The organism is Pseudarthrobacter sp. L19 (assembly GCF_050859435.1).
Taxonomy (GTDB): Bacteria; Actinomycetota; Actinomycetes; order Actinomycetales; family Micrococcaceae; genus Arthrobacter.
On record NZ_CP193935.1, the window covers coordinates 1,591,367 to 1,613,242 of the forward strand.

General features: G+C 71.2%; 20 protein-coding genes, 3 pseudogenes and 1 riboswitch. Of the genes and pseudogenes, 11 read left to right on the plus strand and 12 right to left on the minus strand.

The window, feature by feature from the left end; all coding sequences use genetic code 11:
* Positions 1-25 precede the first annotated feature (25 nt).
* From ACRQ5B_RS07430 to ACRQ5B_RS07445, 4 genes are all read right to left on the minus strand, one after another.
* Positions 26-838 (minus strand): DUF1206 domain-containing protein, encoded by an 813-nt coding sequence (locus ACRQ5B_RS07430; protein ID WP_432398427.1) that lies wholly within the window; start codon positions 836-838, stop codon positions 26-28.
* An 85-nt stretch (positions 839-923) separates the two neighbouring features.
* Complete coding sequence (gene trmB, locus ACRQ5B_RS07435) at positions 924-1,847, minus strand: tRNA (guanosine(46)-N7)-methyltransferase TrmB (RefSeq protein ID WP_432398429.1); 924 nt, start codon at positions 1,845-1,847, stop codon at positions 924-926.
* A gap of 127 nt (positions 1,848-1,974) precedes the next feature.
* The gene (locus ACRQ5B_RS07440; protein ID WP_432398431.1) at positions 1,975-3,264 is read right to left on the minus strand and encodes an MFS transporter; all 1,290 of its coding nucleotides are present in this window, start codon (positions 3,262-3,264) and stop codon (positions 1,975-1,977) included.
* 51 nt (positions 3,265-3,315) lie between these two features.
* A complete protein-coding gene (locus ACRQ5B_RS07445; RefSeq protein ID WP_432398433.1) occupies positions 3,316-4,581 on the minus strand; it encodes a M20 metallopeptidase family protein in 1,266 nt (421 codons plus the stop codon).
* 136 nt (positions 4,582-4,717) lie between these two features.
* Here ACRQ5B_RS07445 and ACRQ5B_RS07450 point away from each other — a divergent pair, with 136 nt between their 5' ends.
* From ACRQ5B_RS07450 to ACRQ5B_RS07460, 3 genes and pseudogenes are all read left to right on the plus strand, one after another.
* Positions 4,718-5,749, plus strand: a complete 1,032-nt coding sequence (locus ACRQ5B_RS07450) for an Lrp/AsnC family transcriptional regulator (protein WP_432398435.1) — start codon at positions 4,718-4,720, stop codon at positions 5,747-5,749.
* A gap of 9 nt (positions 5,750-5,758) precedes the next feature.
* A pseudogene (locus ACRQ5B_RS07455) lies at positions 5,759-7,238 on the plus strand (MFS transporter).
* 404 nt (positions 7,239-7,642) lie between these two features.
* A complete protein-coding gene (locus ACRQ5B_RS07460) occupies positions 7,643-9,541 on the plus strand; it encodes a DEAD/DEAH box helicase (protein ID WP_432398437.1) in 1,899 nt (632 codons plus the stop codon).
* Between the two features lie 140 nt (positions 9,542-9,681).
* Here ACRQ5B_RS07460 and ACRQ5B_RS07465 read toward each other — a convergent pair whose 3' ends face one another.
* The 5 genes and pseudogenes from ACRQ5B_RS07465 to ACRQ5B_RS07485 form a co-directional block, all read right to left on the minus strand.
* The gene (locus ACRQ5B_RS07465; protein WP_400160238.1) at positions 9,682-10,332 is read right to left on the minus strand and encodes an MBL fold metallo-hydrolase; all 651 of its coding nucleotides are present in this window, start codon (positions 10,330-10,332) and stop codon (positions 9,682-9,684) included.
* Between the two features lie 20 nt (positions 10,333-10,352).
* A pseudogene (locus ACRQ5B_RS07470) lies at positions 10,353-11,359 on the minus strand (aldo/keto reductase).
* 200 nt (positions 11,360-11,559) lie between these two features.
* Entirely contained in the window at positions 11,560-11,964 is a 405-nt protein-coding gene (locus ACRQ5B_RS07475; RefSeq protein ID WP_432398719.1) for a DMT family transporter, read from the minus strand.
* Positions 11,964-12,287, minus strand: a complete 324-nt coding sequence (locus ACRQ5B_RS07480) for a DMT family transporter (RefSeq protein ID WP_432398439.1) — start codon at positions 12,285-12,287, stop codon at positions 11,964-11,966. Before ACRQ5B_RS07480 ends, ACRQ5B_RS07475 begins: the two co-directional genes overlap by 1 nt.
* A gap of 11 nt (positions 12,288-12,298) precedes the next feature.
* Positions 12,299-12,362: riboswitch (guanidine-III (ykkC-III) riboswitch) on the minus strand.
* A 24-nt stretch (positions 12,363-12,386) separates the two neighbouring features.
* Entirely contained in the window at positions 12,387-12,965 is a 579-nt protein-coding gene (locus tag ACRQ5B_RS07485) for a HutD/Ves family protein (protein ID WP_432398441.1), read from the minus strand.
* Between the two features lie 127 nt (positions 12,966-13,092).
* On the opposite strand from ACRQ5B_RS07485, the gene ACRQ5B_RS07490 reads away from it, so the two are divergent.
* Positions 13,093-13,692: a phosphoribosylanthranilate isomerase gene (locus tag ACRQ5B_RS07490; RefSeq protein WP_432398443.1), complete on the plus strand. Its 600-nt coding sequence runs from the start codon at positions 13,093-13,095 to the stop codon at positions 13,690-13,692.
* A gap of 45 nt (positions 13,693-13,737) precedes the next feature.
* On the opposite strand, the gene ACRQ5B_RS07495 is transcribed toward ACRQ5B_RS07490, so the two are convergent.
* Positions 13,738-14,838, minus strand: coding sequence for a metallophosphoesterase (locus tag ACRQ5B_RS07495; protein WP_432398445.1), 1,101 nt, complete (start codon positions 14,836-14,838; stop codon positions 13,738-13,740).
* Positions 14,839-15,019: 181 nt separating this feature from the next.
* On the opposite strand from ACRQ5B_RS07495, the gene ACRQ5B_RS07500 reads away from it, so the two are divergent.
* Together ACRQ5B_RS07500 and ACRQ5B_RS07505 are read left to right on the plus strand one after the other, a co-directional pair.
* Positions 15,020-15,421: a YccF domain-containing protein gene (locus tag ACRQ5B_RS07500; RefSeq protein ID WP_412884159.1), complete on the plus strand. Its 402-nt coding sequence runs from the start codon at positions 15,020-15,022 to the stop codon at positions 15,419-15,421.
* Between the two features lie 42 nt (positions 15,422-15,463).
* A complete protein-coding gene (locus ACRQ5B_RS07505) occupies positions 15,464-15,979 on the plus strand; it encodes an SRPBCC family protein (protein WP_432398448.1) in 516 nt (171 codons plus the stop codon).
* A gap of 13 nt (positions 15,980-15,992) precedes the next feature.
* Here the strand turns inward: ACRQ5B_RS07505 and ACRQ5B_RS07510 are convergent, their stop codons facing one another.
* The gene (locus tag ACRQ5B_RS07510; protein ID WP_432398450.1) at positions 15,993-16,862 is read right to left on the minus strand and encodes a DUF4031 domain-containing protein; all 870 of its coding nucleotides are present in this window, start codon (positions 16,860-16,862) and stop codon (positions 15,993-15,995) included.
* Positions 16,863-16,966: 104 nt separating this feature from the next.
* Between ACRQ5B_RS07510 and ACRQ5B_RS07515 the strand changes: the two genes are divergently transcribed.
* The 5 genes and pseudogenes from ACRQ5B_RS07515 (at position 16,967) to ACRQ5B_RS07535 (ending at position 21,217) form a co-directional block, all read left to right on the plus strand.
* Complete coding sequence (locus ACRQ5B_RS07515) at positions 16,967-17,392, plus strand: TOBE domain-containing protein (protein ID WP_432398452.1); 426 nt, start codon at positions 16,967-16,969, stop codon at positions 17,390-17,392.
* A pseudogene (gene modA / locus ACRQ5B_RS07520) lies at positions 17,389-18,148 on the plus strand (molybdate ABC transporter substrate-binding protein). Before ACRQ5B_RS07515 ends, modA begins: the two are co-directional and overlap by 4 nt.
* The gene (locus tag ACRQ5B_RS07525; protein WP_432398454.1) at positions 18,145-19,011 is read left to right on the plus strand and encodes an ABC transporter permease; all 867 of its coding nucleotides are present in this window, start codon (positions 18,145-18,147) and stop codon (positions 19,009-19,011) included. The pseudogene modA and the gene ACRQ5B_RS07525 overlap by 4 nt, the downstream one beginning before the upstream one ends.
* Positions 19,008-20,099, plus strand: a complete 1,092-nt coding sequence (locus tag ACRQ5B_RS07530) for a sulfate/molybdate ABC transporter ATP-binding protein (protein WP_432398456.1) — start codon at positions 19,008-19,010, stop codon at positions 20,097-20,099. The genes ACRQ5B_RS07525 and ACRQ5B_RS07530 overlap by 4 nt, the downstream gene beginning before the upstream one ends.
* Before the next feature lie 38 nt (positions 20,100-20,137).
* Positions 20,138-21,217 (plus strand): SDR family oxidoreductase, encoded by a 1,080-nt coding sequence (locus ACRQ5B_RS07535; protein WP_432398458.1) that lies wholly within the window; start codon positions 20,138-20,140, stop codon positions 21,215-21,217.
* Here ACRQ5B_RS07535 and ACRQ5B_RS07540 read toward each other — a convergent pair.
* Positions 21,214-21,711, minus strand: coding sequence for a carboxymuconolactone decarboxylase family protein (locus tag ACRQ5B_RS07540; RefSeq protein WP_432398460.1), 498 nt, complete (start codon positions 21,709-21,711; stop codon positions 21,214-21,216). The genes ACRQ5B_RS07535 and ACRQ5B_RS07540 overlap by 4 nt on opposite strands.
* Between the last annotated feature and the right edge of the window lie 165 nt (positions 21,712-21,876).

The following is a 21,876-nucleotide window of genomic DNA, read 5'->3' on the forward strand; positions in this document are numbered from 1 at the left end:
GGCATCGGGCCGGGGCGGGGACCGGCTACATCCGCGTCAGGCGGGAGCGGACGGCCATGAAGATGCCGTAGCAGATCAGTCCGGCGCCGACGGCGGCGAGCATGTACATGCCCATCGGTTGGTCACGCAGGGCTTTGAGGCCGCCGTCGAGCCCGGTCGATTCGTCCGGGTCCGCCTTGATGGTGGCAATCACGATCAGCATCCCGGTCAGCAGCAGGGCCACGCCCTTGGCCGCGTAGCCGATGATCCCGGTGACCTTCACGGCCAGGCTGGCGTGCTCGTTGGCGGGCATGCGCAGGTACTTCACAAAGGATTTTCGGAAGCCGCGGATGGCGTAGACGACGCCGGTGACGGCGACGGCGACGCCGATCAGGATCAGCAGCAGGGTCCCGCCGGGGGTGGCCATCAGGTGCAGGGTCAGGTCGCTGGTGGACTGGCGGTGGTCGGCGTGCGCGCCCATGGCCACCGACGCGAGGGTCAGCGCGAAGCCGGTGTAGACGACGGCCTGCAGGGCGGCCTTGAGCTTCTTGGCGACCTTCTTCTTCGTCTCGAGGTGCTCGAAGTCGAACACCGCGTCGCTGGTCTGCCAGATGGCCAGGGCCACGCACGCGGCGAACGCGCTCCAGAGCAGGTACGGTCCGACGGGCTGCTGGGCCATCTCGGCCACCGCGCCGCTGACGTCCGCTTGGCCCTGGCCGCCCATCGCGAGCCGGATCGCGACCAGGCCGATCAGGAAGTGCAGCAGCCCGGAGACGGCGAACCCCGCCCGGGCCGCGATTTCGAGCGGCCGGGAGTTGGTGACATCCTCCGCAACTTCTGCCGCGTCTTTCAATTCCATGCTGCTGGTCCGTCCTTGCACTGTTGAGCTTTGCCGTAATCCTGCCACGCGGACGGCCCCCGCCGCCGCAGGCGATGGGCCCGGATCAGCGGCGCCGGTAGCTGAGGTCGAAGATCAGCCGGCCGGCCTCGTGGGCCTTGTTCTCGAAGCTGGTCAGGATCCGGCCGTCGAACCGCGGCGCCCAGCCGCCGACGTCGTCGACGCCCTCGTTGGGGCCGGTGTGCTCGGTGCTGACCGGGGCGCGGCCTTCCTTGACCGGGGCACCGCCCACCACGGACTCCACGCCGGATTCCCAGACCTGGGTCAGCGGGCTGTCCGGGCCGCTGCGTTCGCCCTCGTGCAGGTTTTCGAAGTCGTCAGCGCCGGCCATGACCTCCCGGACGTGGACGGCGTAGTTGGACCAGTCGGTGGCGATCCGGAAGATGCCGCCGGGCTTGAGGGCCCGGGCGGCGAGTTCCGCGAACGCCGGCTGGATCAGGCGGCGCTTGTGGTGCCGGGACTTGTGCCATGGGTCCGGGAAGAAGACCCAGAGTTCGGTGACGGAGCCGGCGGGGAGCATGCTGGCCAGGACCTCGGGGGCGTTGGCCTCCACTACACGGACGTTGGTCAGGCCGCGGCTGTTGATCTTGATCAGGGTGTTGGCCAGGCCGGGGGTGTAGACCTCCACGGCCAGGAAGTCGGTGTCCGGGTTCTGTTCGGCCGCGTGGCAGACCGCGTCGCCCAGGCCGGAGCCGATCTCCACGATCAGCGGGGCCTGGCGGCCGAACTCGGCCTCGGCGTCGAAGACGTATTCCGGGTGGACGGAGGTGTTGGCGATGTGCCGGGGCACGTCCACGGCCCAGCGGTCAGAATGCTCGTCCCAGGCGGCCTGGCGGCGGCCCTGCAGCCGGGTGCCGCGGCGCACGAAGCTCACCGGGCGGCCGCCGTAGGTGCCGAAGGAGGCCTGGCTGCCGGGGGTTACCGGGCGCGGGGAAGGCGCCGGCTGCGGGGATTCTGGGGTTTCACTCATCCCCTCCAGAATAGTGGAGCCCCGCACCCAACTGACTCGCAGCTGAGGCCGTTATGAGCGCTCATAACGGCCTCAGCTGCGAGTCAGTTGGGAGATACCGGGGGTTTCCGGCGGCGCCGGGTCCCGGTCAGACGGTGAGGTCCTTGCCCTTGGTCTCCGGGATGGTGAAGACGAACAGGGCGGAGACGGCCAGCAGCGCCACGGCGTAGACGTTGAACAGCTGCGGGGACTGCAGGCTGGTGCCCAGCCACTGCTGCAGGTACGGGGCGGTGCCGCCGAAGAGTGCAACGCAGATCGAGTAGGGCACGCCGACGCCGACAGTGCGGATGCTGGTGGGGAACAGTTCGGCGTACACGGCCGGGACGATTGCGGCGCTCGCGGCGATGAAGATCAGCATCACGGACATGCTGACGGCCAGCTGCCAGGCCGAATCCTTCAGCAGGGCGGTCATCGGGAAGTGCAGCAGGCCCGAGCCGATCGCGCCTGCCCAGAGCACCTTCTTGCGGCCGATCCGGTCCGCGAGCTTGCCCCAGAACGGCAGCGCGGCGATGAAGACGATGTTGCCCACGACGCCGGCCCAGAGCGCCTCGCCGCGGTCGATCTTCAGGGCGGTGGTGGCGTAGCTGGGGGCGACGACGCCCCAGATGTAGTAGATGACCGTCAGGCCCACGGTCAGGCCGATCACCTGCAGGGCCTGCTTCCGGTGGCGGACGATCTGCGGCCAGATCGCGGCCTTCTTCTCGGCCAGCGCCTCACCGGCGAAGACGTCGGTCTCGTGCAGCCGGGACCGCATGATCAGGGCGTAGAGGCCCATCGCGGCGCCGATCAGGAACGGCACCCGCCAGCCCCAGGCGTTCATCGCCTCGGTGGAGAGGGCCATGTTCAGGACCGCGCCCAGCAGGGTGCCGAAGAGGATGCCGACCGTGCCGGAGGTGTAGATCAGGGTGGCCCAGAAGCCGCGGTGTTCCTTTGGCGCCATCTCCGAGAGGTAGGTCTGGGAGGAGGGCAGCTCGCCGCCGTGCGCCAGACCCTGGACCAGCCGGGCCACCAGCAGCATCAGGGACGCGAAGGCGCCCACCGCGGCGAAGGTCGGGGCGATGCCGATCATCAGGCTGCCCACCGAGGCCAGGCCCACGGCCAGGGTCATGGATGCCTTGCGGCCGATCCGGTCGCCGATCCAGCCGAAGAGGAAGCCGCCGAAGGGCCGGGCGACGAAGCCGACGGCGAAGATCGCCAGGGTGGAGAGCACCGCCGAGGCGGGGTCAGATTTGCTGAAGAGCTGGCTGGCGATGAACGGGGTGAACGTGGCGTAGATCGCCCAGTCGTACCATTCGACGGCGTTGCCGATGCCGGTGCCGATCAGGGTCTTGCGGGTGGATGTCCGGGGAGCCGTCGGCTGGGACACGGTTGCTGTCATGGGAATCTCCGGGTGGTTCTGGGTGGGAGTGGTGCTGGACGGGGGTGCCGGTTAGGGGCGGCCGGCGGGTACGGCGGCCGCGGTGGCTGTGGCGGCCGCGAGGGTGGCGAGCCGGGACAGGGCGAGTTCGGCGTAGAGCGCGGCGCCGTCGGCCAGGACGGCGTCGTCGAACGTGGCGTACGGGGAGTGGTTGAACGCCGACGTCGTGTGGTCTCCGCCGTGCGGGACGGCGGAGAGGCCGATGAAGGTGCCGGGGACCTCGGCCAGGACGCGGGAGAAATCCTCGGAGCCGCTCAGCGGTGTGGCCCAGCGGGCCAGCCGGCCGTCGCCGAAGAGGTCCCCGATGACGTTTTCCGCAGTGCGGGTCTCGTCCTCGTCGGTGATGGTGAGTGGATATTCCTGCTGGTAGTCGACGTCGACGTCGAGCCCGTGGGCCGCCGCGATGCCGCGCAGGAGGCGGGGGACGGCGTCCATCATCTTCTGCCGGGACTCCTCCGAGAAGGTCCGCACGGTCGCCTCGATCCGGGCGGATTCGGGGATGATGTTCCGCTTGGTGCCGGCCTGGAGCACGCCCACGGAGAGGACCACCGGGTCGAACATGTTGAACTGGCGGGTGACCATGACTTGCAGGGCCGTGACCATCTCCGCGGCCACCGTCACCGGGTCCTTGGCCGCGTGCGGGGCCGAGCCGTGGCCGCCGGCGCCCAGCACGGTGACGGTGAGCCCGTCGGAGGAGCTAAGCATCACGCCGGGCTTGGTGCAGAAGGTGCCGTGCGGTTCCAGTGCGGAGAACACGTGCATGCCGTAGGCGGCATCCACGCGCCGGCCCGGGGCGTCCAGGACGCCCTCGCGGATCATGTAGCTGGCACCGTCGAAGCCTTCCTCGCCGGGCTGGAACATCAGGACGACGTCGCCGGCCAGCCGGTGCCGCTGCTCGGCCAGCAGGGTGGCGGCGCCGGCCAGCATAGAGGTGTGCAGGTCGTGGCCGCAGGCGTGCATGGCGCCGTCCACAGTGGAGGAGTAGTCGATGCCGGTCTTCTCCTGGACCGGGAGGCCGTCCATGTCGGCGCGCAGGAGCACGGCGGGCCGGCTCCTGTCATCGGCTCCAGCGCCGTCGTTCCCCTGGCCGCGGAGCACCGCGGTGACGGAGGTGGTGTCCGTGCCGAGGGTGATCTCATAGCCCAGCCCGTCGAGTTCCTGCAGTACCTTTTCCTGGGTGCGGGGCAGGTCCAGGCCGATTTCCGGTTCGCGGTGCAGGGCGTGGCGGAAGCGGGCCAGCTCCGGCTGGAGTTCCCGGGCGTCGTCGGTGATGGTCACAAACTCTCCTGGCGGTTGATGGGGGTGGTGCGTTCGGGTCTATTCTGGAGTGACCTGCGCCACACGGGACTGAAGGGCAGGAAATATGCATCCTTTGCCGTGGAACACAGGATTCGTGCAGGAGAGGCAGCGGGACGTGGAGCTGAGTGAAGATGACCTGGCGCTGATCAACGTGCTGCAGATGGCGCCGCGGCTGGGCTGGGGCGACGCCGCGGAGGTCCTGGGCGTCCACGCCACCACGCTGGCAGCCAGATGGGACCGGCTGCGGGCATCCGGGGTTTCGTGGATCACCGCGCACCTGATCGGCGACCCGCACCAGATGTGCCTGGCCTTCATCGCCGTCGACTGCGAGATGCACCGCCGCGATGAAGTCACCGCGCAACTGGCCCTGATGCCTGAGGTGGTGACCGTGGAGGAGGCTGCCAGCAAGCGCAACCTGATGCTCACCGTCATCACCCGGTCCCTGGACGACCTCAGCGACCAGGTGATGTCCCGGCTGAAGGAGATCGAGGGCCTGACCAAGTACGAGACCGCACTGTGCACCCGGCTGCATTCCAGCGGCGGCGCCTGGCGGCTCAACGTGCTGGACCGGGCGCAGCAGGCGGCCGTGCGGGCCCTGGCCGGCGCCGACGCCGGAACCGCGACGTCAGCGGCCGCGGCCGCCGCGCGCGAACTGCCGGAGAGCCACCTGGCGCTGCTGCCGTTCCTGGCCCGGGACGGGCGGGCCACGGCCGCGGAGATCGCCCGGAGCCTGGGCCGTCACCCGGCCACGGTCCAGCGGCAGCTGAACCGGGTGCTGGCCAGCGGCATGCTGTCCTTCCGCTGTGAGGTGGCCCAGCGCTATTCGTCCTTCCCGGTCACGTGCCAGTGGTTCGTCAACGTCCCCGCCGGCCAGCACGAGGCCGCGGCGGCTGAGCTGAAGACCATGCGCAACGTCCGGCTGAGCGCCTCCACCACCGGGCCCACCAACTTTGTGATCATCATGTGGCTGCAGTCCCTGGCCGACGTGATGACGGTCGAACTCGCGCTGCAGCAGAAGGTGCCGGGGATCGAGCTCGTGGAGAGCGTGGTGATGCTGCGGACCGTCAAGAGGGTGGGGTGGATGCTCGACGCCGACTCCCGGGCCAGCGGCGCCGTCGTCGTCCCCGCCCAGGGGCTCGCGCCGTAGGCTTCAGGTATGTCGAACCCCGCCAGCCCGCGAACCCGCCCGGACCGAGGGCCGGAGACCGGCGGCATCTTCCAGCGCCGGTACGTTTTGGTGACCCTCGGCGCCTGCGCGCTGGTGTTCCTGGCGGCCTTCGAATCGCTGGCGGTGACCACGATCATGCCGCTGGTCAGCCGCGAACTCGACGGCGCCGGGCTCTACGCCCTGGCCTTCGCCGGGCCGCTGGCCACCGGCGTGATCGGCATGGTGGCCTCCGGCAGCTGGGCCGACCGGAGGGGGCCGGTGGCGCCGCTGCTCTCCGCCGTCGGCATGTTCGTCGTGGGGCTGCTGATTGCCGGGACCGCCGCCTCCATGCCGGTCCTGGTCGCCGGGCGGCTGGTGCAGGGTCTCGGTGGCGGCGGCCTGACCGTGGCGCTGTACGTGGTGGTGGCCCGGGTCTACCCGCCGCCGCTGCACCCGAAGATCTTCGCCGCGTTCTCCGCCGCGTGGGTGGTCCCCCTCGCTGGTGGGCCCGTTCACCGCCGGGCTGGTGGCAGAGGTGGCGGGCTGGCCGTGGGTGTTCCTGGGTGTGGTGGGCCTGGTGGTTCCGGCGCTGCTGCTGACCGCGCCGGCGCTGCGCGGGCTGCCGAAAAACGAGCCCGCCCTGGATGAAGCGGCTGCACCGGCCACGCCGGCGGAAACCGGCACGGCGGACCAGGCGGACCCCCGGCCCTCCCGCGTCCCCGGGGCGCTGGCCAAACTGGGCCTGGCCGCGCTCGCCGCCGCCGCGGTCCTGGGGCTGAACCTCTCCTCGACCCTCCCGGGGATCGGTGGCCTGCTGGCCGGGGCCGCCGTCGCCGTCGCGCTGCTGGCCGTCCGCCCGCTGATGCCGCGCGGCACGCTGACCGCCCGGCGCGGACTCCCCAGCGTCATCCTCACCCGCGGGCTGGCCTCCGCGGCGTTCTTCGGCGCCGAGGTGTACCTGCCGTACCTGCTGGTGGAGCGGTACGCCTTCGCGCCCACCTTTGCCGGGCTGACCCTCACCGCCGGCGCCGTGGCGTGGGCCTCCGCGTCCGCCGTGCAGGGCCGGCTGGGTCCGCGGCTGGAACACCGGCGCGCCATCCGGATCGGGGCGGCGATGGTGCTCGTCGCCGTCGTGCTGGCCCTGGTCACCACCGTCCTCGGCTGGCCCGCCGCCGTCGCGATCGCCGGCTGGGTGTTCGCCGGCGCGGGCATGGGCCTGATGTACGCGCGGCTCAGTGTCATGACTCTGGCCCTCTCCACCCGCGACAACGAGGGCTTCAACAGCTCCGCGATGTCCATCTCGGACTCCCTCGGCGGCGCGCTCTCGCTTGCCACCACGGGCATCATCTTCGCGGCGTTCACGACGGCGGGAGCCGGGCCTGCCGGCGCCGCCGCACCGTTCGCCGGCGTCTTCGCGCTCACCGCCGCGATCGGCGTCGCCGGCGTCCTGGTGGCGCCGCGCGTCGCCCGCCGCAGCGCGCCCAACTGACTGGCAGTTGTTGCCGTTATGGGACCCCAAAACGACAACAACTGCGAGCCAGTTGGGACGGGACCTGCCGGCCGGTCGGGACGGGCTGGAAACGGGAGGAGGGTCCCGGATGATAGACTGGGGGAACTTGATGTGCAGTGATGCCCACTCCTGATACGGCTGGAAAGCCTCGGCAGACCGCCGGATCGCCCGCGGATTCCTCGGAATCTCCTCGCGGGAGTGGGACTTTTTCATGTGAGAGGCACATCCTGCGTCGATGAACGCGTTCCATTTGGTCCCGGCAATAAGCGGCTACCCGCAGACCGCCCGGTCGATCACCTGACTTTTCTTCGGCGAACCCCTGGTCCAACCGGCGCCGGGGGCCGATATCCGCACGGATACCGCCTGAAAGACCTTTGACACTTATGACTACTTTTGCTGCCCTCGGCACGCCCAAGGCCCTTGCCGACACCCTGACCGCCCAGGGAATCACCGAGCCGTTCCCCATCCAGGTCAAGACCCTCCCGGACACCCTGGCCGGACGCGACGTCCTGGGCCGCGGCCGCACCGGCTCCGGCAAGACCATCGCCTTCGCCATCCCGCTGGTGGCCCGTCTCGCCGAGCGCGAGGCCGCGCACTTCCGCAAGCCCGGCCGCCCGATGGCCCTGGTCCTTGCCCCCACCCGCGAGCTGGCAACCCAGATCAACGCCACGGTTGAGCCGCTGGCCAAGGCCGTCGGCCTGAACACCACCGTGATCTACGGCGGCATCTCCCAGGCCCGCCAGGAAAAGGCCCTCCGCGCCGGCGTCGACATCGTCATCGCCTGCCCCGGCCGCCTGGAGGACCTGATCCGCCAGCGCATCCTGACCCTCGAGTCGGTCGAGATCACCGTCCTGGACGAGGCCGACCACATGGCCGACCTCGGCTTCCTCCCCGTGGTCAAGAAGCTCATGGACATGACCCCCACCCAGGGCCAGCGCCTGCTCTTCTCCGCCACCCTGGACAACGGCGTGGACAAGATCGTCCAGCGCTACCTCTCCAACCCTCTGACTCACTCCGTGGACGACCCGCAGGCCGCGGTCACCACCATGGAGCACCACGTCCTGGTGGTCAACGACCAGACCGTGAAGAAGCAGCTGATCGTGGAGCTCGCCTCCGGCGCCGGCCGCCGCGTGCTGTTCATGCGCACCAAGCACCACGCCCGCAAGCTGGCCAAGACCCTGACCGACGCCGGCATCCCCGCCGTCGACCTGCATGGCAACCTGTCGCAGAATGCCCGTGACCGCAACCTCGCCGAGTTCTCCTCCGGTGACGTCCGCGTCCTGGTCGCCACCGACGTCGCCGCCCGCGGCGTGCACGTAGACGACGTCGAACTCGTCATCCACGTGGACCCGCCCACCGAGCACAAGGCCTACCTGCACCGTTCGGGCCGTACCGCCCGCGCCGGTTCCGACGGCACCGTGGTCACCCTGACCCTGCCGGAGCAGCAGTCCGACGTGAAGAAGCTTATGAAGGCCGCCGGCGTGGACGTCAGCTTCGAGCGCGTCACCGCCAGCTCGCCGATCGTGGCCGGGCTCGTCGGCGACATTGCTGAGAAGGTCGATCCCCGCACCCGCGCCGCGCTGCTGGCCGCCAGGGCTCCGCAGCAGGGCGGTGGCAGCTCCACCGGTGCCAACGCCGAGCGCAAGCGGGCCCGCCGCCAGGCAGCTCCCACCGCGGGTGGCCGCGGCGGCCGCGGTGGACGCGGCAAGGTGTCCGCCGAGGCTCCGCGCACCGACCTCCCGCGTGCCGAGCGCCGCGCCGTTGCCTACGAGGGCCAGGCCGCTGCCCGCAGCGCCGCCGAGCGCATCGCCGAGCAGAACCAGGACCGGTCCGACGCCGAGCGTTCCGAGCGCCGCAACGCCCGGGGCCGTGGCCGCGCCACCGCCTACGCGCACCACAACGATGTTCCGTCCGCCGGCGGCCGTCCGGCCGCCGGTCGCGGTTCCGACGGCCGTGCAGCCGAGGGCCGGAATGACTCCCGCGGCGGGGCACCCCGTGGCGGATCGGCCGCGGGCCGGGGCGGCGCCCCGCGTACCGGCGGTTCCACCGGCGGCCAGCGCAGCGGACGTCCGGCCACCGGCCAGCGTGCCGCTGCAGGCGCCAAGTCGGGCGGTCGCTCCGGCGGCGGTTCGGCTCCGGTCTGGTCCTCCAACACCGGCGGCACCTCCGGCGGTTCCTACGCGGGCGGCGGCAACGGCCGCTCCGGCGAGGGCCGTCCGGCCCGCAGCGGCGGTCCCCGCCGCGCGTCGGCCCCGGCGTCGAACGACCGCCGCAGCCGCTAGTCCCACGCCTTTCGGGGCGGATTAACCGTCCGCGCTACGGAAACGGACGGCCGCACCGGGGGTCCCCGGTACGGCCGTCCGAATCCGTAGCGCCGGTCCGGAACCGGCGCGGATTCCGGCTCCTGCCGAGCCGGCAGAATCTACCAGCCGCGGGCGCGCCACTCCTCAAGGTGCGGGCGTTCAGCGCCCAGGGTGGTCGGCTTGCCGTGGCCCGGGTGCACAACCGTGTCGTCCGGGTAGACATCGAACAGCCGCGCGGACACATCGTCCAGGAGCTGGGTGAACCGCTCCGGATCCTTGTCCGTGTTGCCCACCCCGCCCGGAAACAGCGAGTCGCCGGAGAAGATGTGCGCGGGCCCTGCCGGGTCCTGGTAGACCAGCGCCACCGAACCCGGAGTGTGGCCGCGCAGGTGCACCGCCGTCACGTCGAACCCGTCGAAGTTGCCGACGTCGCCGTGATCCAGCAGCACATCCACCGGCACCGGCAGCGCGGGGGCATCGTCGGTTCCGGCGGCGGTCTTCGCGCCGGTCGCCTTGACCACCTCGGGCAGCGCACGGACGTGGTCCCAGTGCTGGTGCGTGGTGGCGATCAGCGCCAGCTTCGGTGTCGCCTCGGTGTCCGCGGCGGCGTCGGCCAGCAGCGCCTCGATGGCGGCCGCATCATCGGCCGCATCGATCAGGAGCTGCGCGCCGGAAGCCTTCGCGGTGAGCAGGTACACGTTGTTGTCCATCTCGCTGACCGAAATCCTGCGGATGGTGACGTCGCGGAGCGAATGAATGAGTGAGTCCATGGGCATCAGTCTAGGACCGCCTATTCCCGGCCCTCGGAGACCCAGCCCGGGTTCGCTGCGCGGGAGCCGACGACGGCGTCCGCCGCGGCGTTGAGCCGGTCGAGTTGCGCCGGGCTCAGCTTCAGGGACAGGGCACCGAGGTTCTCATCGATCCGGGCGGCCTTGCGGGTGCCGGGGATCGGGACGACGGGCAGGCCCAGCGCCTCGCCCCGGGCCAGCAGCCAGGCCAAGGCAACCTGCGCCGGCGTGGCGGGACCGCTGGCGGTCTGCAGCTCGGCGGCGACCTCGCGAACCGTGGCCACCACGGCCTGGTTGGCGTCCGCAGCTCCCGCGGCGAAGCGGGGATGTTGCGGCGGAAGTCGTTGCTGCCCAGCTTCGAAGCATCCACGGTGCCGGTCAGGAACCCCCGGCCCAGCGGCGAATAGGGCACGAAGCCGACACCCAGTTCGGCGGCCGCGGGCACCACGTTGCGCTCCACGTCCCGGCTCCAGATGGACCATTCGCTCTGGACGGCGGCAATCGGGTGCACGGCGTGGGCCTCCCGGAGCTCCGCCGCCGTCACCTCGGACAGGCCCAAGTGCTTGACCTTTCCGGCCTTGACCAGCTCCGCCATGGCCTCCACGGTTTCCACAATCGGAACGCGGAGGTCACGGCGGTGCATGTAATACAGGTCGATACTGTCGGTACCCAGGCGGGACAGGCTGCGGTCCACGGCCTCGCGGACGTAGGCGGCGTCCCCCCGGATGTCCGTGTAGCCCTCCGCCGGGTTCCCCACCAGACCGAACTTCGTGGCCAACTTCACCTCGGAGCGCCGGTCCTTGAGCAGGGCGGCGATGAGCTCCTCATTGCTCCCGCTGCCGTAGATGTCCGCGGTGTCCAGGAAGGTCACCCCGGCGTCGACGGCGTGGTGCAGGGTGGCCAGCGCCTCGGCCGGGTCAACCTCTCCGTAGACCGGGGTCAGGGCCATGCCGCCGAACCCCAAGGGGCTGACGCTGAGGCCGTCGCCGAGCTGAACTGTGGCTGTCATCTGGAGTCTCCTGTCATTGCCGGAACCGCTGTCCCAGCCAAGAACCTCCTGCCCGGTCCCGGTATTCCGGGCGGGTTTCCGAGGTTTGCCGGGTTTCATCGGGGCCCGGCGTCAGGCGTGCGTGCGTTCCTCCCCTGTTACCTGCCGGACCCGGGCCTGCGACACGGCGTGTCCGGCCGGATCGGGCGTTGCCGGCGGGACTAAGCGGGCGGGAGCGTACGGGACACCGGCTCGGGAGCGGGAGGAGCGGAATCCTCGGAACCGGCCGGCAGCAGTTTCAGGCCGGCCGCGCAGCCCACGATGCCCGCGATGAACAGCAGCTTAAGCGGGTTAGCGGGTTCGACGCCGCTGGCCATCGCCCAGCCGACGGTCAGGGCCGCACCGATTCCCACCCACACGGCGTACGCGGTGCCCAGCGGGATGCGCCGCACGGCGACGCCCAGCCCGGCCATGCTCAACGCCGCGGCCACGGCGAAGACCAGGGTGGGGACGGGCCGGCTGAACCCGTCGGAAAGGCCCAGGGCCGTGGCCCACACCGCTTCGAGGACGGCCGAGCCGAGCAGGATCAGCCAGGAAACACCCGTTCCGCGGGTGCCGGCGCGCATCACGCCACCAGCTTCAGGCCGGCCACGCACGCCACGATCCCGCCGAGCAGCAGGATCCGGGCGGCGCTGGCGGGTTCAACCCGGGTGGCCATGGCGTAGGCGGAGGTGAGGACGACGCCGACCCCCACCCAGACGGCGTAGGCGGTCCCGGTGGGGATGGTCTGCATGGCGATCGCGAGTCCGCCGGTGCTGGCGAGGACGGAGACCAGGAAAACGGCGCCCGGCAGGAGGCGGCGGCGGCCGGTGGTCTGCGACGTGCGGTGCAACGCGGCGGCCCACACGGCTTCGAGCGATCCGGCGGCAATGAGGATGATCCACGACATGACAAGAATCCTTTGGCCAGTCTTGTCGCGTGCCGGGTACTGAACCGTCGTCCGGAGGCCGGGATCCGGCCTTGCTTTCAGCCTAGCAAAAGCCGGGGGCTAGCCCTCCGGCCGGACCGGATTCGATGAGTCGACCGGGTCGATCGAGACGACGGCCAGGAAGCCGCGGCCCAGGATCTCGGGCGTCGCCGTGTCAGAGCCGACGACGGCGTCGTACCGGCCCATCGCCTCGCCGTCGACCGTCGCCTGGCCCTGCAGCAGGATGCCGAGCTGCCCCTCGAAGACGGGGTGTGCGCGCTTCTTGGACAGTTCGATGATGGAGGTGAAGCCCTTGAAGGCGCCCCGCCGGCAGATGACGTTCAGGTCCCGGATGTCGCCGGTGGGCAGGGCTCCGGCCGCGTCGGCGTCGCCGGAGAATCGGAACGGGCGGTACTTTTCCAGCGGGTGCTCGCCGCCGTCGACCGTGAGGAACAGCAGGTCGCCGTCCACCACGGTGAGGACCCGCTCCATCCCGGGAAACGCGGAGAAGTCGCCGGCCTTGCCGACCTCCGCGATGCTCACCCGCCAGTCCCAGCCGCCGTCGACCGCGTCGAGCGGGAAGCGGGCCAGTTCTCGGGTGGTGCCGCCGCCGTTGCGCCAGGGGGCGGGCTTGAGGTCGGCGTAACGGATGATGTCCATGGGATCAGCCTAGCCGCGGCGCCGGTGGCCGGGCGCGGGACTTGCTAACGTCGAAGCAACAACAGCAGCACAGCAGTCAAAGCGACACAGCAGTGAAAGCCACACAGCGCAGCGGGAGGGAGCCGGAATGTTCGTCAAGGTATGCGGTCTTAGCACCAGCGAGGCCGTTCGGGCCGCCGTCGACGCCGGGGCGGATGCGGTGGGCTTTGTCCTGACCGCCAGCCCCCGGGAGGTGGCGCCGGAACGGGTCCGCGAACTGCTGCCCGGCGTGCCGTCCGGGGTCCCCGCGGTGGGCGTCTTCCGGCACGAATCGGTGGCCGACGCCGTCGCCGCGGCCCGGGATGCCGGGCTGGTCTGGGTCCAGTTGCACGGCGACCGGACCCGGGAGGATGTCGGGGCCGTCCACGACGCCGGGATGCAGCTGATCCGGGCGATCACGATGTCCGCGGCACCGGAAGCCTTCGCCGACTGGGGCGAGGACCTGCTGTTGGTCGACGCCGCCGTGCCCGGCTCCGGCGAAGCCTGGGACTACGCCTCGGTCCGCGCCCGGGGGCTGGGGGACCGGCACTGGCTGCTGGCCGGCGGACTGGACCCGGCGAACGTGGCAGACGCCGCATCGGCCGCCGGTGCGTGGGGCGTGGACGTTTCCTCCGGCGTCGAGGTTTCCCGCGGGGTCAAGGACCCGGTCCGGGTCACGGCCTTCGTCACCGCCGCCAAGGGGCACTGACCGGCGGCCCCAAGGGCCAGCCACCGGCGTCCACCCGGGGCGTGGTCACCGCGTGATGGTGAAGGTATCCGTGAAGCTGCCCTCGGCCGGGACCAGCGCGGCGGCCAGCGCGTCCTCGCCCACGGACACCTTGAGCGTGCCGTAGGTGGGCTTGACGTTCTTGCCGGACCATTCCGCGAAGTAGCCTGCCTCCGGGTCGTCCTCGCGGACGTCGTGCAGCCCCACCCCGCCGATTCCGACCCCGGCGAACACCGTCCCGCGCCCCTGGGTCAGTGAGCCACCGGTGCCGCCCAGGCACTGTTTCGAGAACTCATCCGGGACCAGGGCGGGGCAGTCCGGACTGTGGCCCAGCTGGTGCGTGCGCTGGTACAGGTGCTGATGGCCGGTGAGGACCAGGTCCACCTTCTTCTCGATCAGCAGGTTGGTGAAGTCCGCGCCGGGCTGGCAGGAGTAGGCGCCCAGGTTGAAGCACGGGGTGTGCATGCCCACCACCGTCCAGGGGATGTTCCGTTCCTTCGCCCCGTCCAGCGCGTCAGCGGTCCACGTCCAGCGTTCGCTGCCCCGGCCGTAGTCCAGGGTTTTTCCGTCCTTGAACTTGATCCCGGGTGAGACCATGACGATGCGGACCAGGGGGTTCTTTTCGGGCACGTCGACGTACCACTGCGTGCCGTAGTCGCCCACCAGGCCGGGCAGCCGGTTCGGCAGGCACTGGGCGAAGGTGGCGATGTCGCCGTCGTGCCCGTCGCTCTCGTGGTTGCCGGTGACCAGCGCGTAGGGGAAACCGGGGCCGAGTACGCCGGTGACCATGTCGCAGAACTGCTGTTCGATTCCGGCCTGGTAGCTGAAGTCGCCCAGCGCCAGGTTCAGTGCCGGTTTGATCTTCGCGACCGCGCCGAGCACTTTGCGGGCGTTGGAGCCGACGCCGATGTCCCCCTGCGCGGTGAACACGACGGGCGCTTGCGCCTGGGTGGAGCGGGGCGCCTTGGTCCCTGGCGAAGTCCCGGAGGACGGCGCCCCCGACGCGGCCCCGGACGACGGCGGTTGCGGGCTCCCGCCGGTGCATCCGGTGAGCAACGCGAGTACCAGCAGGGCGGAGAGGGCGGCCACGGGCGAACTCCGGCGGCTCCGCGCCAGCCACGAACCCATGCGTTCCGCCCTTCCGCAGGCTGTTTCCGGGCAACGGCCCGGCCTACGCCTAGGGTAAACCGGGGCACGCATCCCCGGACAGAGCCCGGTGCCGGCGGTCCACGCACGAGGGTCACGGATTCAGGGGCGGTTCAGGGCCATCCCCGAGGACAGATCCGCCGCCGGCGGGGAGAATGGTGCCATGAAGACACTGCTCAACATCATCTGGCTGCTGTTCGGGGGACTGTGGCTCGCGCTGGGCTACTTCGTGGCCGGCGTCGTCTGCTGCCTGCTGATCGTTACCATCCCCTGGGGCCTGGCCTCCTTCCGGATCGCGTCCTACGCCCTGTGGCCCTTCGGCCGCGCCGTGGTGGACCGGCCCGGCGGCGGCGGTGCCTTGTCCCTGCTGGGCAACGTCATCTGGCTGCTGGTGGCCGGCATCTGGATCGCCGTGGGCCACGTGGTGACCGCGTTCGCCATGGCCGTGACCATCATCGGGATCCCGCTGGCCATCGCCAACCTCAAGCTGATCCCGGTGTCCCTGATGCCGCTGGGTAAGCAGATCATCACGACGGACCGGCCGTTCGCCGGCGTCTACCGCTAGGAAACAGGCTCAACCGTCGCCGCAACGCGGAGGGAGAGGGCAATGCTGGAAAACGCAGAATCCACCGGCGCGGAAGCCATGCCGGAACAGGACGAGCTCACGCTCGTGATCACCCGCGAGTTTCAAGTGCCCGCCAGGACGGTCTGGGCAGCCCTGGTCGATCCGGACCAGGCGGCCGCCTGGTGGGGGCCGCGCGGCTTCCGGGCACTGCGCGAGGCCATCGACGCGGACCTGGAAATCGGTACCCCGTACCGGGCCTGCCTCCTCGAGGACGCCACCGGCCAGGAACACTGGTTCAGCGGCGTAATAACCGATCTCGAGCCGCCCGCACTGTTCGTCTTCACCCACGCCCGGGAGAAGGCCGACGGCACCCGCGGCACCGAGACGGAGGGCGTCTTCCGGCTCGAGGAGATCGACGGCGGCACCCGGCTGGTCTTCACCCAGGGCCCCTTCGACACCGCTGAGCACCGGGACACCCACGGCTCCGGCTGGCGCGAATCCTTCGACCGGCTCGCCGAACACCTCCGCCGCACGGCCGGGAGCGCCGGGGACGTGTAGGGCCGCCGGGCGGCTAGGTTAGTTCCCCCGCGAGGTTCCGCCGCGCCGCGTCCTCCCAGAGGGAACGCCCGCGCCCGGTGTGGAAGAGCGGCTCCTGTGCCAGCAGTTGGCGGACGACGGCGGCGCGGCCGGCGGCGAAATCGGCGTCGCCGATGTGCGCGAAGTCCTTCCGCACGGCCGCGAGGTAGCGGGCGTACTCTGTCGGGTCGCCCCCGAGGATGGAGAGGTCGGCGTCGCTGAGGAGGGCCGCGGCGTCGTCGCCCGGCTCGGGCCGGTGGTCCGCCGTCATCCGCACCAGCCGCGCCACCTCCTCCGCCTCGCCGTCGGGCAGGCCGGCCCGGCCCAGCCGTTCCTCGGCCAGGCGCGCGGATTCCTCCTCGTCCTCGCCCGCGATGCCGTGGTAGACCGCGTCATGGAACCAGGCCGCCAGGCGCACCGTCCGGGACGGCAGGCCGGGTTCGGCCAGCAGGTCCAGCGCCTCCAGCACCGCGAGCAGGTGGGTGCGGCCGTGGTAGTTCCGGTGCTCCTCGCCCCACCGGTCCAGGAGGTCCAGGAAGAGCGCGTCGTGGCCGGGCAGCGTCTCGTTCCAGCGCGTCAGGAGCGGCAGCTTCAGTGAGCCGTTGCGCCGCCGGGCGGGAATCCGGAGCCCGCTGGCGATCAGCTTGCGCACCAGGACCCGGCCCTCCACAGGGATGGCGCCGGCGGCTACCAGCGCGTCGAAGCGGGCCTCGGCGACGTCGTAGTGGTCGCCGTCGAACGCCCGCTCCGGGATCCCCGCCGCCCTCGCGAACGCATGCAGCTCCTCGAGGGAGCTGTCGGACACCAAGTGTGAAAAGACGGTGCCGTGGGCGGGCCAGAGCGGGGGATCGATGTAGATGGCCATTCCGGCAGTTTACGAGGCGGCCGGCGGGGGAACCGTTTGTGTGCGGCCCGGAATTGCGTCAGTTATTGCGATAAACATCCGCATCTGCGGACTATAGTGGCGCTATGCCTACTTTTCGCGTCTCCGAAGCGGCCCGGTTCCTGGGTGTCAGCGACGATACCGTCCGCCGCTGGACCGAGAGCGGAACCCTGACCCCACACCGGGACGACTCCGGCCGGCTGGTGGTGGACGGGCTGGAGCTCGCCGGCGTGGCCCGGGACCAGGCCAGGCTCCCCGACGACCCGTCCCGCGGAGGCAGTTCCGCCCGCAACCGGTTCGTAGGCCTGGTCACGGGCATCACCGCTGACACGGTCATGGCGCAGGTGGAGCTGCAGTGCGGACCGTTCCGGGTGGTGTCGCTGATGAGCAGCGAGGCCGTCCGGGACCTGGGGCTGGAGCTCGGCTCCGTCGCCACGGCCGTCGTCAAAGCCACCACGGTGATCATCGAGAGCCCGCACGGCAGCGGCCCGCACGGGAAGGCCCTGTCATGATCCGCCGCGCCGCGGCGCTCCTCGCCGCCGCAGTCCTGGCCGCCGGGACCGCCGGCTGCGGCAGCGGAAGCAGCGCGGGGAGGGGAGGACCCTCACGGTCTTCGCCGCGGCCTCCCTCAAGGCCCCCTTCACGGTGCTCGCCCGCAGCTTCGAGGCCAGCCACCCCGGCACCAAGGTCACGCTGAGCTTCGCCGGTTCCTCCGACCTCGCCACCCAGCTGGGCCAGGGCGCCCCGGCGGATGTCTTCGCCTCCGCCGACCCCGCGAACATGGCCAAGGTGGCCGGCGCCGGGCTCGCCGAGGGCAGCCCGCGGAACTTCGCCAGCAACACCCTCACCATCGCGGTGCCGCCAGCCAATCCTGCCGGGATCACGTCCTTCGCGGACCTGGCCAAGCCGGGCACCCGCGTGGTGGTCTGTGCACCGCAGGTCCGTGCGGCGCGGCCGCAGTGGCCGTCGAGGGGAAGACCGTGGTGCGCCTGGCACCGGTCAGCGAGGAATCCTCGGTCACCGACGTCCTCGGCAAGGTGGCATCGGGGGAGGCCGACGCCGGACTGGTCTACGTCACTGACGTTCAGGGCGCGGCGGGCAAGGTCAAAGGAGTGCCCTTCCCGGAGTCCGCGGCCGCCGTCAACACCTACCCGATCACCGCGCTGCGCGGCAGCCGCGACAAGGACCTCGCGGGCGCCTTCCTCGACGAGGTCACCGGCGCCGAGGGCCAGAAGGTAATGGCCGCCGCCGGGTTCGGGCGTCCGTGAGGCGCCCCGGGACGAAACGCCACGGCTACAGCGGCATACCCCGCTGGGTGGCGGCGCTCGCCGTCGTCGCCGCCGCGTTCATCCTGTTGCCCCTGGCAGCTGTGGTGGCCCGCGTCGACTGGCCCAATTTCCTGCCGCTGGTGACCTCGGACGCCTCCCTGACGGCGCTGGCCCTGAGCCTGCGGACGGCAGCCGCGAGCACCGCGCTCTGCATCCTGCTGGGGGTGCCGCTGGCGCTGGTGCTGGCCCGCGGTGACTTCCGCGGCCAGCGGCTGCTCCGGTCCTTCGTGCTGCTGCCGCTGGTGCTGCCCCCGGTGGTGGGCGGCATCGCCCTGCTCTACACCTTCGGCCGGCAGGGGCTGCTGGGCCACAGCCTGGAGGTGGCGGGAATCCAGATTGCCTTCTCGACGACGGCGGTGGTCCTGGCGCAGACGTTCGTCGCCCTGCCGTTCCTGGTGGTCAGCCTGGAGGGGGCGCTGCGGGCCGGCGGCCAGCGGTACGAGGCGGTGGCAGCGACGCTCGGCGCCCCGCCCGGCACCGTGCTTCGGCGGGTCACGTTGCCGCTGGTGCTGCCCGGCCTGGCCTCCGGGGCGGTCCTCTCCTTTGCCCGCAGCCTGGGTGAGTTCGGCGCCACCCTCACCTTTGCCGGCAGCCTGCAGGGCATCACCCGGACCCTGCCGCTGGAGATCTACCTGCAGCGGGAGACCGACGCCGACGCCGCCGTCGCCCTGTCGCTGCTGCTGGTGGCCGTGGCGGTCATCGTCGTGGGCGTCAGCTACCGCGGCCCCGGGACACCGGCTGCCTCGCCATCCCGCACCTCGTCCCGCATCCCGGACGCCGATCCGGCGGAGGCGGGGCGATGACGTTCACCCTTGACGCCGTGGTCGCGGACCGGGGCCTGGACGTCTCGCTGAACCTGGGAGCTGCGGAAACCGTCGCCATCCTGGGCCCCAACGGCGCCGGAAAATCCACCCTGCTCTCCGTTATCGCCGGCCTGATCCGCCCGGACTCGGGCACGGCCGCGCTCGACGGCCGGGCGCTGTTCCACCTCGGCGGCGGCCGCACGGTGTGGACCCAGCCGCACCGCCGCGGAACCGCGCTGCTGGCTCAGGAGGCACTGCTCTTCCCGCACCTGACCGCCCTGGACAACGTGGCCTTCGGTCCGCGCAGCGCCGGCGCCGGACGCGCCGCGGCCCGGGAGGCGGCCGCCCGCTGGCTGGCCGAGGTCGAGGCCACGGACCTGGCCGGCCGCCGGCCCGGCGAACTCTCCGGAGGCCAGGCCCAACGGGTGGCCGTGGCCCGCGCGCTCGCGGCCGACCCGGGCCTGCTGCTGCTGGACGAGCCGATGGCCGCCCTGGACGTCCACGCCGCGCCCCTGCTGCGTCGCCTGCTGAAACGGGTCCTGGCCGGCCGCCGCGCCATCATCGTCACCCACGACGTCCTGGATGCCTACATGCTCGCGGACACGGTGGTGGTGCTCGAGGCAGGCCGGATCGTGGAGCAGGGACCCACCCGCGAGGTGCTCACACGCCCACGGAGCAAGTTCGCCGCCGGACTTGCCGGGCTCAATCTGGTCCCCGGCACCGTGACGGCGGGCGGGCTGCTGCCGGACCCGGCCGGCGGGGGCCCGGGCGCCCCGGGTGGCCAGGGTGCCCCGGGGACAGAGCTCGCGGGCCGGCACGAGGACACCCCGGTCCCGGGCCAGGCAGGCGTGGCGGCCTTCCCGCCGTCGGCCGTCTCCGTCTTCCCCGACCTGCCGCACGGCAGCCCGCGCAACGCCTTCGCCGTCACCGTCACGGACCTGGAGCCGCACGGTGATCAGATCAGGGTAAGGGCGGGCGACCTCGCCGCGGACATCACACCCGCTGCGTCCGCGGACCTGTCCCTGGCCCCGGGGGTGCGGGCCTACTTCGTGGTCAAGGCGGCGGCGGTCTCGATCTATCCGGCCTAGGGTGGAGGGAGCCCCCACCCGCAAACAGGAGGAATACCGTGCAGCACTCTGAAACAGGCCAAGGACAGACCGCGCTGGTGGTCGGCGCCAGCGGGATCGCCGGATCGGCCCTGGTCAGCCTCCTCGCCGAGACCGGCTGGGACGTCCTCGCCCTGACCCGCAGCGGCGCCGTCCTCCGCGGCGCCCGCTCCATCGCGGCGGACCTCGGCTCCCCGGAAAGCCTCGCCGCGGCCCTGGCCGGCGAGCGGCCCACCCACGTGTTCTTCACCGCCTGGTCTCGGCAGGACACGGAACAGGACAACATCCGGGTCAACGCCGCGCTGCTGAGGAACCTGCTGGGCGCCGTCTCGCACAGCCCCGTCCGCCACATCGCGCTGATGACCGGCCTGAAGCACTACCTCGGCCCGTTCGAGGCCTACGGCGAGGGAGACATGCCGGACACGCCGTTCCACGAGGAGGAGCCCCGGCTGCCGGTCGCCAACTTTTACTACAACCAGGAGGACGAGCTCTGGGCGGCGGTGGAGCGGCAGGGCTTCACCTGGTCCGTCCACCGCGCCCACACCGTGATCGGCCACGCCGTGGGCAACGCGATGAACATGGGCCTCACCCTCGCCGTGCAGGCCTCGCTCTGCAGGGAACTCGGCCGGCCGTTCATCTTCCCGGGCTCCGAAACGCAGTGGAACAGCCTGACGGACATGACGGACAGCGGCCTGCTGGCCGAGCACATGGTCTGGGCAGCGACCGACGACGGCGCGGCGAACCAGGCGTTCAACGTGGTCAACGGCGACGTCTTCCGCTGGCGTTGGATGTGGCCGCGCCTGGCCGCCTACTTCGGGGTCGAACCCGTCGGCTTCGAGGGCGCACCCCGGCCGCTGGAGGTCCAGATGCAGGGCATGGAGCAGGCCTGGGCGGACCTCGCGGCCCGGAACGGCCTTGCGGAGCCGGACCTGGGCCGGGTCTCGTCCTGGTGGCACACCGACGGCGACCTCGGCCGCAATATCGAGGTGCTGGCGGACATGAGTAAGAGCCGGGTGGCCGGATTCACCGGGTTCCGCCGCACCCTTGATTCGTTCACGGACCTGTTCGACAGGTTCCGGGCGGACCGGCTGATTCCCTAGCGGGCGCGGACCGGGTGCTGGCTGACGATCGAGACCCGGTTGAAGGCGTTCATGGCGATCGCCAGCCAGCTGATCGCGGAGAACTCCGCCTCGCTCAAGTGCTGCCGGGCCGCCCGGCCCTCTTGTTCCCGGGCCGCCTGGTCCGAAATGTCGGTGATCGCCTCGGCGAGGGTCAGGGCGGCCCGCTCCTTGGCGCTGAACAGGTCCGTGTCCCGCCAGGCTGGCAGGACCGCCAGGCGCTGCGCCGTTTCACCGTTCTTGACGGCGTCGTGGACGTGCAGGTCCAGGCAGAACGCACAGCCGTTGATCTGCGAGATCCGCACGTTCAACAGCTCGATCAGCGTCTGGTCCAGGCCGGCCTCGGCGGCGGCCTCCTTGGCTTTCAGGCCCAGCCCGTTGAGCGCACGCCAAGCGGCGGGGTGCTCCTTGTCCAGGAACAGGCGGCCGGAGGAACTGCTGCGAACGCCGTGCTCTGCGGCGGGGGTCTCATCCATGACCCCAGCGTACCGACACGCCGGACAACCGCGCGGAGCCGCATGTGACAACTTTGTCATATCTGTGACACACTCTGTCTGTAGCACTTATCCGATCCGGTCGTCGGTTCCTTGGGGGAACCGACAGCCGGATCGTTTGTTTTGTGGGGCCAGGGTGCGGGGATG

Coding starts and splice junctions, on each gene's coding strand:
- ACRQ5B_RS07440 (WP_432398431.1), bottom strand. CDS start 3,264: ATGACAGCAACCGTGTCCCAGCCGACGGCTCCCCGGACATCCACCCGC.
- ACRQ5B_RS07430 (WP_432398427.1), bottom strand. CDS start 838: ATGGAATTGAAAGACGCGGCAGAAGTTGCGGAGGATGTCACCAACTCC.
- ACRQ5B_RS07530 (WP_432398456.1), top strand. CDS start 19,008: ATGACGTTCACCCTTGACGCCGTGGTCGCGGACCGGGGCCTGGACGTC.
- ACRQ5B_RS07500 (WP_412884159.1), top strand. CDS start 15,020: ATGAAGACACTGCTCAACATCATCTGGCTGCTGTTCGGGGGACTGTGG.
- ACRQ5B_RS07465 (WP_400160238.1), bottom strand. CDS start 10,332: ATGGACTCACTCATTCATTCGCTCCGCGACGTCACCATCCGCAGGATT.
- ACRQ5B_RS07505 (WP_432398448.1), top strand. CDS start 15,464: ATGCTGGAAAACGCAGAATCCACCGGCGCGGAAGCCATGCCGGAACAG.
- ACRQ5B_RS07490 (WP_432398443.1), top strand. CDS start 13,093: ATGTTCGTCAAGGTATGCGGTCTTAGCACCAGCGAGGCCGTTCGGGCC.
- ACRQ5B_RS07475 (WP_432398719.1), bottom strand. CDS start 11,964: ATGCGCGCCGGCACCCGCGGAACGGGTGTTTCCTGGCTGATCCTGCTC.
- ACRQ5B_RS07515 (WP_432398452.1), top strand. CDS start 16,967: ATGCCTACTTTTCGCGTCTCCGAAGCGGCCCGGTTCCTGGGTGTCAGC.
- ACRQ5B_RS07540 (WP_432398460.1), bottom strand. CDS start 21,711: ATGGATGAGACCCCCGCCGCAGAGCACGGCGTTCGCAGCAGTTCCTCC.
- ACRQ5B_RS07495 (WP_432398445.1), bottom strand. CDS start 14,838: ATGGGTTCGTGGCTGGCGCGGAGCCGCCGGAGTTCGCCCGTGGCCGCC.
- ACRQ5B_RS07460 (WP_432398437.1), top strand. CDS start 7,643: ATGACTACTTTTGCTGCCCTCGGCACGCCCAAGGCCCTTGCCGACACC.
- trmB (WP_432398429.1), bottom strand. CDS start 1,847: ATGAGTGAAACCCCAGAATCCCCGCAGCCGGCGCCTTCCCCGCGCCCG.
- ACRQ5B_RS07480 (WP_432398439.1), bottom strand. CDS start 12,287: ATGTCGTGGATCATCCTCATTGCCGCCGGATCGCTCGAAGCCGTGTGG.
- ACRQ5B_RS07510 (WP_432398450.1), bottom strand. CDS start 16,862: ATGGCCATCTACATCGATCCCCCGCTCTGGCCCGCCCACGGCACCGTC.
- ACRQ5B_RS07485 (WP_432398441.1), bottom strand. CDS start 12,965: ATGGACATCATCCGTTACGCCGACCTCAAGCCCGCCCCCTGGCGCAAC.